This window comes from Reyranella sp., assembly GCF_050185545.1.
GTDB lineage: Bacteria > Pseudomonadota > Alphaproteobacteria > Reyranellales > Reyranellaceae > Reyranella.
This window is the reverse complement of record NZ_JBFWZI010000136.1, coordinates 1-7,620: the sequence shown is the minus strand read 5'-3', so window position 1 is coordinate 7,620 and position 7,620 is coordinate 1. Positions and strand designations below refer to the sequence as shown.

Annotated in this window: 6 protein-coding genes; 4 read left to right on the top strand and 2 right to left on the bottom strand. The window is 66.1% G+C overall.

Annotated elements, in window-relative coordinates; all coding sequences use genetic code 11:
* On the top strand, positions 1–347 hold a 347-nt coding region (locus AB7O82_RS27350), incomplete at its 5' end, for a hypothetical protein (protein WP_428620613.1).
* 72 nt (positions 348–419) lie between these two features.
* Here AB7O82_RS27350 and AB7O82_RS27345 read toward each other — a convergent pair.
* Entirely contained in the window at positions 420–2,009 is a 1,590-nt protein-coding gene (locus AB7O82_RS27345; protein WP_428549476.1) for an ABC transporter substrate-binding protein, read from the bottom strand.
* A gap of 112 nt (positions 2,010–2,121) precedes the next feature.
* On the opposite strand from AB7O82_RS27345, the gene AB7O82_RS27340 reads away from it, so the two are divergent.
* Both AB7O82_RS27340 and AB7O82_RS27335 read left to right on the top strand, forming a co-directional pair.
* Positions 2,122–2,616, top strand: coding sequence for a YaiI/YqxD family protein (locus tag AB7O82_RS27340; RefSeq protein ID WP_428549490.1), 495 nt, complete (start codon positions 2,122–2,124; stop codon positions 2,614–2,616).
* A 212-nt stretch (positions 2,617–2,828) separates the two neighbouring features.
* Positions 2,829–6,056, top strand: a complete 3,228-nt coding sequence (locus AB7O82_RS27335) for an AsmA family protein (RefSeq protein ID WP_428620611.1) — start codon at positions 2,829–2,831, stop codon at positions 6,054–6,056.
* On the opposite strand, the gene AB7O82_RS27330 is transcribed toward AB7O82_RS27335, so the two are convergent.
* Positions 6,053–6,724, bottom strand: a complete 672-nt coding sequence (locus AB7O82_RS27330; protein ID WP_428549480.1) for a DsbA family oxidoreductase — start codon at positions 6,722–6,724, stop codon at positions 6,053–6,055. The two genes, AB7O82_RS27335 and AB7O82_RS27330, sit on opposite strands and share 4 nt — an antisense overlap.
* Before the next feature lie 71 nt (positions 6,725–6,795).
* On the opposite strand from AB7O82_RS27330, the gene AB7O82_RS27325 reads away from it, so the two are divergent.
* Positions 6,796–7,497, top strand: a complete 702-nt coding sequence (locus AB7O82_RS27325; protein ID WP_428549482.1) for an SDR family NAD(P)-dependent oxidoreductase — start codon at positions 6,796–6,798, stop codon at positions 7,495–7,497.
* The last annotated feature ends 123 nt before the right edge of the window (positions 7,498–7,620 follow it).

The window sequence follows — 7,620 nt, the reverse complement described above, 5'->3', positions numbered from 1 at the left end:
CAACGATGCCGTCCCAGCCGATGACGTCCCCCACTCCCAACGACAGAATGTCTGGCTCGACTGCCGGTTCGGTCGACGCCAATGGCCGGCCAATCATCGGGCGCAACGACTGGGTTCGCCAGCCCGGCGATCGCCAGCCCGGTGATCGGCAGGGATCGGGGACGAATTCACCCAACATGGATCCAAACGTAGCCACCGCGCCAGCGCCGGCCAGAGCGAAAGCAGGTGTCGGTCAGCCGGGTCCGGACGGCACGTTCCGCGACGAGTATGGATTCCGCTACGATGCGCAGGGCAATCGCATCGATGCCCGCGGCAAGATCATGAAGCCGCCGATGAGCCGCCAGTAAGACCGCCGGCATTCAAGCTGTCCTCCCCGGCTTTGCCGTCGGCGAGGCCGGGGAGGAGGATGTGACCTCAATCTACTTGTCGATCCACACATCCTCGAAGCGGAAGCCGTTGTAGACGCTGTTGGCTTGCGCGACGTAGCCCTTGACGTAGGGCTGCATGCAGATCGAGGCGCGGTTCCACATGATGACCGGCCGTGCGCCGTCCTCAAGCAGCTTGCGGTCGATCTCCCACACGATCTTCTTGCGCTTTTCCATGTCGGTCTCGGCCGATTGCGCGTCGAACAGCTTCTCGATCTGCGGATTGCAGTAGCCGGTATAGTTGCGTTCCGACTTGCACGAGAAGTTCTCGAAGTAGTTCTGATCGGGGTCGTCGACGCCGTTGCCCGTTGTGTTGAGCCCCACCGAATACTTCTTCTGCGTGATCCTGGCGAACCATTGCGACGTCTCGATGATATCGACGTCGGCGTCGATCCAGATCTCCTTCAACTGGCTCGACAGGATGACCGCCGGGTCCTTGTAGATGGAAATGCCGCGCGTGGCGATCTTGAGCGGCATGCGCTTGTCCGGTCCGTAGCCCAGCTTCCTCATGATGGCGCGGGCTTCCTCGCGGTTCTTCTGGACGTCAGGTCCCAGTCCCGGCACCGATTCGAGCATTTCCGGTGACAGCCCCCACACGCCATCCGTGGGCGGCTGCATCGTGCCGCCGAGCTGGGCGTCACCCTGGTTCAGGATATCGACGAAGGACTTGCGGTCCATGGCGAGCATCAACGCCCGGCGCAGCTCCGGATTGTCGAAGGGCGGTGCGTCGCGGTTGACGATCAGGTTGGTGGTGACGTTCATCGAGGTCGTCTGGCACGCGACGTTGGGCATCTGGCTCTTGATGTCCTTCAACAGCGGCATCGTGACTTCCCAAGGGAAGGTGATGTCGAAGCGGCCCGACACGAAGCTCAGGACGGCGGTTGCCCGATTCGGAACGATCGCGAACTCGATGGCGTCGAGATAGGGCTTGCCCTTCTTCCAATAGTCGGGGTTCTTCGCCAGCTTGATGCCCTCGTTCTGCTTGAACTCCACGAACTTGAACGGCCCCGTGCCGATCGGCCTGGTGCGCATCTGCGCCACCGGAATGTGGCATGGATAGATCGGCGAGAAGCCCGAGGCGAGCAGCGCCAGGATCGATGGCTGCGGCCGCTTGAGATGGATGGTCACCTCGTGGTCGCCGCTGGCGGTCGTTCTGTCGACATTTCCGTACCAGGTCGTGCGCGGATTGCGCCGCAGCTTCTGCTCGCTCTTGCCAGTCAGCAGGTCCATGGTGCAGACCACGTCCCTGGCGGTGAAGGGCTGGCCGTCGTGCCACTTCACGCCTTCCTGGAGCTTGAAGGTGATGCTCTTGCTGTCGGCGCTCCAGCTCCACGACCGGGCGAGGTCGGGCACGATGCTCTGCGGACTGTTCTGTGTCTTGCCCTGGTCGTAGAGCACCAGATTGTTGAACAGCGACATGAACGGGATGACCGTCGAGTTGGTCGCTTCCTCGTGGATCGAGGCGCTCGGCGGGTTGTCGCGATGATAGAACTTCAGCACGCCGCCACTCTTCTGGGCGAACGCACTGGCGGAGCAGCATAACAGGGCGGCAACGAGGCCGCCCAGGCAGGCAGATGGACGCATGATGTTTCCTTCCCTCACGCGCTGCGTGTCGAGCCGCAGCGTCGGCCGGCACTCTAGCGGGGAAGCAGGATGCGGCCTAGTGCTTGCCGGTTGCCTTGATCGCCCCGGTTTGATTGATACGTGCCGCCGTTGGAAGGAGAGTGCGATTTCGATCTTTGTCGATGCCGATGCCTGCCCCGTGAAGTCCGAGGTTTACCGCGTGGCCGAACGCTACGCCCTGAAGGTGTTCGTGGTGAGCAATTCTCCCATCCGGGTGCCGCTCGACCCGCGCATCGAGGCGGTGGTCGTGAGCGACCGGTTCGATGCGGCCGACGACTGGATCGCCGAGCGGGCGGGGCCGGGGGACATCGTCGTCACGGGCGACATCCCGCTCGCCGACCGCAGCCTCAAGGCCGGTGCGGAGGTGATCGGAAACACCGGCGTGCCGTTCACGACCGCGTCGATCGGCCTGGCGATGGCCAGTCGTGAGTTGCTGTCGCAGCTGCGCGCAATGGGCCAGAGCACCAGCGGCCCAAAGCCGATGGCGGCGCGCGACCGCTCGCGCTTCCTCTCGGCGCTCGACGAGGCGGTCCATAGAGTCCGACGCAGGGCCGGCGGGACTAGCTGAGAGCATTCGGCGAGCCGCGCCCGCGCCCGGTTCGTCGACAGCCGAAGACCGATGCGGGCAGCGGCTGCGGCAGCCGTGCCTGCCGACGCGTTGCCGGATATGGCCGGCATTCGGCCAGATTCGGCTGGTCAACTGATCCGTGGTCAGCATCCACCGGCGCGGACAGGTGTTGTCGAGGTGTGAAGATCATGTCGGTGTTGAAACGAATTGGTTTGGCGACCGTCGCAGTCTTCGGCGTCCTGGCGCTCCTCGTCGCTGGCGCGCCCTACATAGTCGATGTCGATGCCTACAAGCCCGCCCTGATCCAGGCGGTGAAGGAGGCCACCGGCCGCGAGCTGGTGATTGAAGGGCCGCTCAGGCTGTCGATGTTCCCCGAGCCGCGCATCAGCGCGCGCCGGGTCCACTTCGCCAACGCGGTCGGCGCCGAGGGCGCACAGATGCTCGATGTGCGCTGGGTCGGCGCCTCGCCCTCCTGGTCGGTGTTGTTGCGCGGGCGGCTCGAGGTCGGCCGCCTCGTCCTCTACCGGCCCAACATCATCCTGGAAGCCGATGCGAACGGCGTCCCCAACTGGCAGTTCAAGCCCGGCGCCGGCGCAGCCCAGCCGGCCGGCGCTCCGGCCAGCGGCTTTCATCTCGCGGTGGGCTCCCTCAGGATCGTACACGGTACGTTGAGCTACACTGATCCGCGAACCCGCCGGACCATCAAGGCGGAAGAGATCGTGGCCACGGCCTCGGTAGGATCGCTCGACGGCCCGTTCACGATTTCCGGCACGGCGAGGCTCGACGGTGCGCCGGTCACGCTCGACTTCAGGCTCGGCGAAGCGAGCCCTGGCGGTCACGCCACGGCTCTCAGCATCGCGCTGCCGAGCGGCAAGCTCGATTTCACCGGTACGGCGAGCAGGGTCGCCCCCGACGCCGACGTAAAGGGCCATCTCGTGGTGTCGACGAGCGGGCTGACCGATTTCATCGCCGCCTTGGTGAGCGCGACCGGACAGGTCGTGCCGGCGTTCGATGCCGCGGTGTCGGGCCACCTGGCCTTCGATGGCGACATCGACGTATCGGCGACTCGCCTGGCGGTCAGCAATTTCAAGGTTTCGATGAACGACGAGACCGCGATGGGCACGCTGGTCGTCGAGCAGGGCAAGGGGCCGAAGTTGCGCGGTCATCTCTCGCTGCCGAAGGTCGATCTCGAGAAGTGGCTCTTCCTGATGCCCAGGCTCGGCGCGACGACCATGGCACCGGAAGCGACTTCGGCCCGGACGGCGCCGGTGCAACCGACCGGCCCAGTGTCCCTTTCGGTGCTGTCCCACTTGCCGCCCGGGACCGAGGTATCGTTGGTCGTCCTCGCCGCGGAGCTCGCCTTTCGCAAGGGGACCGTGCGCGACGTCGCCGTGGCGCTGGAGATCCGCGACGGTGCCATCACGGTGCCGCAGCTCAAGGCGGTGCTGCCGGGTGAGATGGTGTTGCAGGCCACGGCCAGGGCGATATCCGTCCCAGCGTCGACGGCCAGTCCACCACCGTCCGGTCCGCGCATCCAGGCAACTGGCGAGATCAGTCTCAGCGGCACCAGGCTGCGCGAGACTCTGGCCTGGCTGCAGATCGACACGGATGCGGTTCCGGCGACCGGGCTGCAGGCCTTCGCGCTCAAGGGCAAGCTCGCGTCGACCGAAAAGGGCGTGCAACTGACCGACCTCGGGATCGAGCTCGACGGTCAGACTGCCACCGGCAGTGCCAGCGTCACCCTGACCACGCCGTTGACCTCAGTCGTGACGCTTCAGGTCGATCGCCTCGACCTCGACAAGTACCTTCCCGCCGAGCAGCCCGGCGCGTCCCCACCGGCTTCCACGGACATGCAAGCGGCGACGCCGGCGACACTCGTGCCGGCGGCACCGGCCTTGCCCGACAGGAACGATCCCGTCCTCGCGCTGAAGCTCATGGTCGATGATCTCGTCCTGCGCCAGCAGAGCCTCTCGGGTGTCGAAGGAGACGTGTCGCTGCAAGGCAGCCTGCTGAAGGTGGCGACGCTCAAGGTTGCCGACCTGCTGGGGGCCAGGCTGGAAGCCCGCGGCAGCATCGGCGACGTCGCCACGACGCCTCGCTATGACATGACCTTCACGCTCGCCGCGCCCGATGCCGACCGGCTGCTCGCCTTTGCCGGGCTGCCGCGCCCGAGCAATGGCAAGATCGGCGCGTTGTCGGCCCGCGGCGGCGTGGTGGGAACGCCCGACGTGCTGATGCTGCGCAACGCAACGGTCTCGGCGATCGGGAGCACCGGACGGGCCACCGGAACCCTGGTGCTGGGCAGCGATTTCCGCTTCGACTTTTCGAGTTTTGCCCTCGACGTGCCGGATGCCGGCCGCGTCCTGTCGGTGGCAACGGGGCGGGCGCAAGCGACCCTCGGTGCGCTCGCCGCCGCCGGCGCCTTCAGGGGCGACGCCACGCAGGTGACATTCGATGGCAACCTGACGGCGTTCGGAACGCCGATGATCGGCCGGATCGATGCCGTCAACCTGAAGGCCAGGCCAAACGTCACGGCCAATCTTCGGGTTCCGGGAACGCTCGACCTCGACCAGTGGCTCGGCGTGGCGGGTGGTCCGCCGGCGGCTGTCGGCCATGCCACCGATGCGAGCGTGCCCTTGCCGGTGCGTCCGCAGCGCACGGCGACGGCCAAGGCAATCGACCTCGCGGCGTTGCGTGCGTTCGATGCGACACTCACGCTCGAGACCAGCGCGGTCGCCGTTGCCTCGGTGCAGATAAACTATGCCGACATGCTGGCGAGCCTGCGCAACGGCGTCCTCGGAATCGAGAAGCTCACCGGCCAGTTCTACGGCGGAGCGGTCGATTTCAGGGGCACCATCGATTCGACCAGGGCCGCCCTCGCCGTCGACCTCGCGGGCAGCCTGCAAGGCATCTACCTCGGCGAGATGCTGCGCGGCGGCGCCGGCACCAACGTGTTCGGCAACGACAACCTGATGGTGTCGGTCGACGGCAAGATCACCATCATGGACATCGTGCTGGGGGGCCGCGGCGCATCGTTCGGGGAGATCCGCGATTCGCTCGCGGGGAGGGGCCAGGTGAGCGGCTACCTCTATCCGTCCGTCATCGGCGGGTCGCTGGGCTTCGCCACCTTCGCCACGGGTGTCGCCAGCATCTTCAGCACCGAGATGGGCTTCAGCTCGGCCGTCCTGGCGGCCTTCATCAATCAGAAGATCACCCTGGCCGGCGAGCTCCAGCTCGCCGGCGCCTCGCTCACGCTGCACGACCACAAAATTCAGAGCGGCAACGCCGTCGCCGAGATCAACAGCTATACCAGCCTGACCACGGCGGCGACCGAAACCACGATCGCCCTCGATGTCGGCCGGCCCGGCAGCATCGACTACACCATGACCGTCTCGGGGCCGGTGTCGTCGCCGTCCATGAACGTCCGCAGCGGTCGTTAGGCCGCGCGGTTCTTCAGGATGTCCCAGGCGCGCCGGAACGCCTGCGCCATCTCCTCTGCCGGCATGGCGCCCGAGAACAGCACATGGCCTTGCAGGGCGAAGCTCGGCACGCCCTGGATGCCGCAGTTGCGTGCCATGCGGTCGGCGCTGATCACTTCCTTGAGGCCGTCGTCGCCCGACAGCATGTCGGTGACCTCCTCGGGCTTCAGGCCGCCTTCGGTGGCCAGGCTGGCCAGCACCTGCGGGTCGCCGAGATCGGCGCCGTTGCCGAAGTAGCCCTCGAACAGCGCCTCGACGACCCCATCCTGGACGCCGCGTTGGCCGGCCAGGCGGATGACCCGATGCGCGTTCAGGGTGTTGGGCGTGCGGGTCAGGCGATCGAGATGGAATTCGAGGCCGACACTGGCCGCCGCCTCTGTAATGCGCTCGTCGAGCTGGCGGGAGCGCTCGGCGCTGCCGAACTTGGCGAGGCGATACTGCGCCCGGTCGACACCCTCGCGCGGCATGTCCGGATTGAGCTGGAATGGATGCCAGGCGACGGTGAAGCGCAGGCGCTGCTTCTCCAGCAGGTCGAGGGCCCGTTCGAGCTGACGCTTGCCGATATAGCACCAGGGGCAAATCACATCCGAGATGATGTCGATCCGGCCAGCTGGTTGTGCCTTGTTCATGGCGTTTCCTTCCCGATTGCATAAAAGCCTATACCCGCGTGAAAGTGCCGGCAACGAGGAGATATCTGACCATGCAAAATCCGACGTTTCATTCCGCCCTTATTGTCGGCACCGGACCGGGCCTCAGCGCCTCGCTCGCCCGGCTGTTCGCCCGGAACGGCCTCCAAGTGGCGGTGGCTGCGCGCCAGACCGACAAGCTCGCCGCGCTCGCCAAGGAGACCGGCGCCACCGTCCACGCCTGCAACGCGGCCGATCAGAAGGACGTTGCTGGCCTGTTCGACGCCCTCGACACGGCGGGACGTACGCCGGACGTCGTGGTCTACAACGCCAGCAACCGGGTGCGCGGGCCGCTGGTCGACCTGGCGCCGGACGACGTCAGGCGGGCGATCGAGATCAGCGCCTTCGGCGGTTTTCTGGTGTCCCAGCAGGCGGCCCGGCGCATGCTGCCCAAGTCGCACGGCGCCATCTTTCTCACCGGCGCGACCGCCGGCGTGAAGGGCTTTGCCCTGTCGGCGACATTCGCCATGGGCAAGTTCGCTTTGCGCGGCCTGGCGCAATCGATGGCGCGCGAACTTTCGCCCAAGGGCATCCACGTCGCCCATTTCGTGATCGATGGCGGCATTCGCAGTTCCGCGCGGCCGGTGCCGGCCAACGATCCCGACAGCCTGCTGGACCCCGACGCCATCGCCGAGACCTACTGGGCGACGCTGATGCAGCATCGCAGCGCCTGGAGCTGGGAGATCGAGGTGAGGCCGTGGGTGGAGAAGTTCTAGCCCGGATTTCTCAAAGGTAGGCAGTGCATCGGCGTTCGGTCTCTGCGAAAAGTGTTGTGCAGCAACAATTTCTCGCGACGAGAGGAGGAACACCGATGCAAACAGAGTGTATCGCGGATTTGT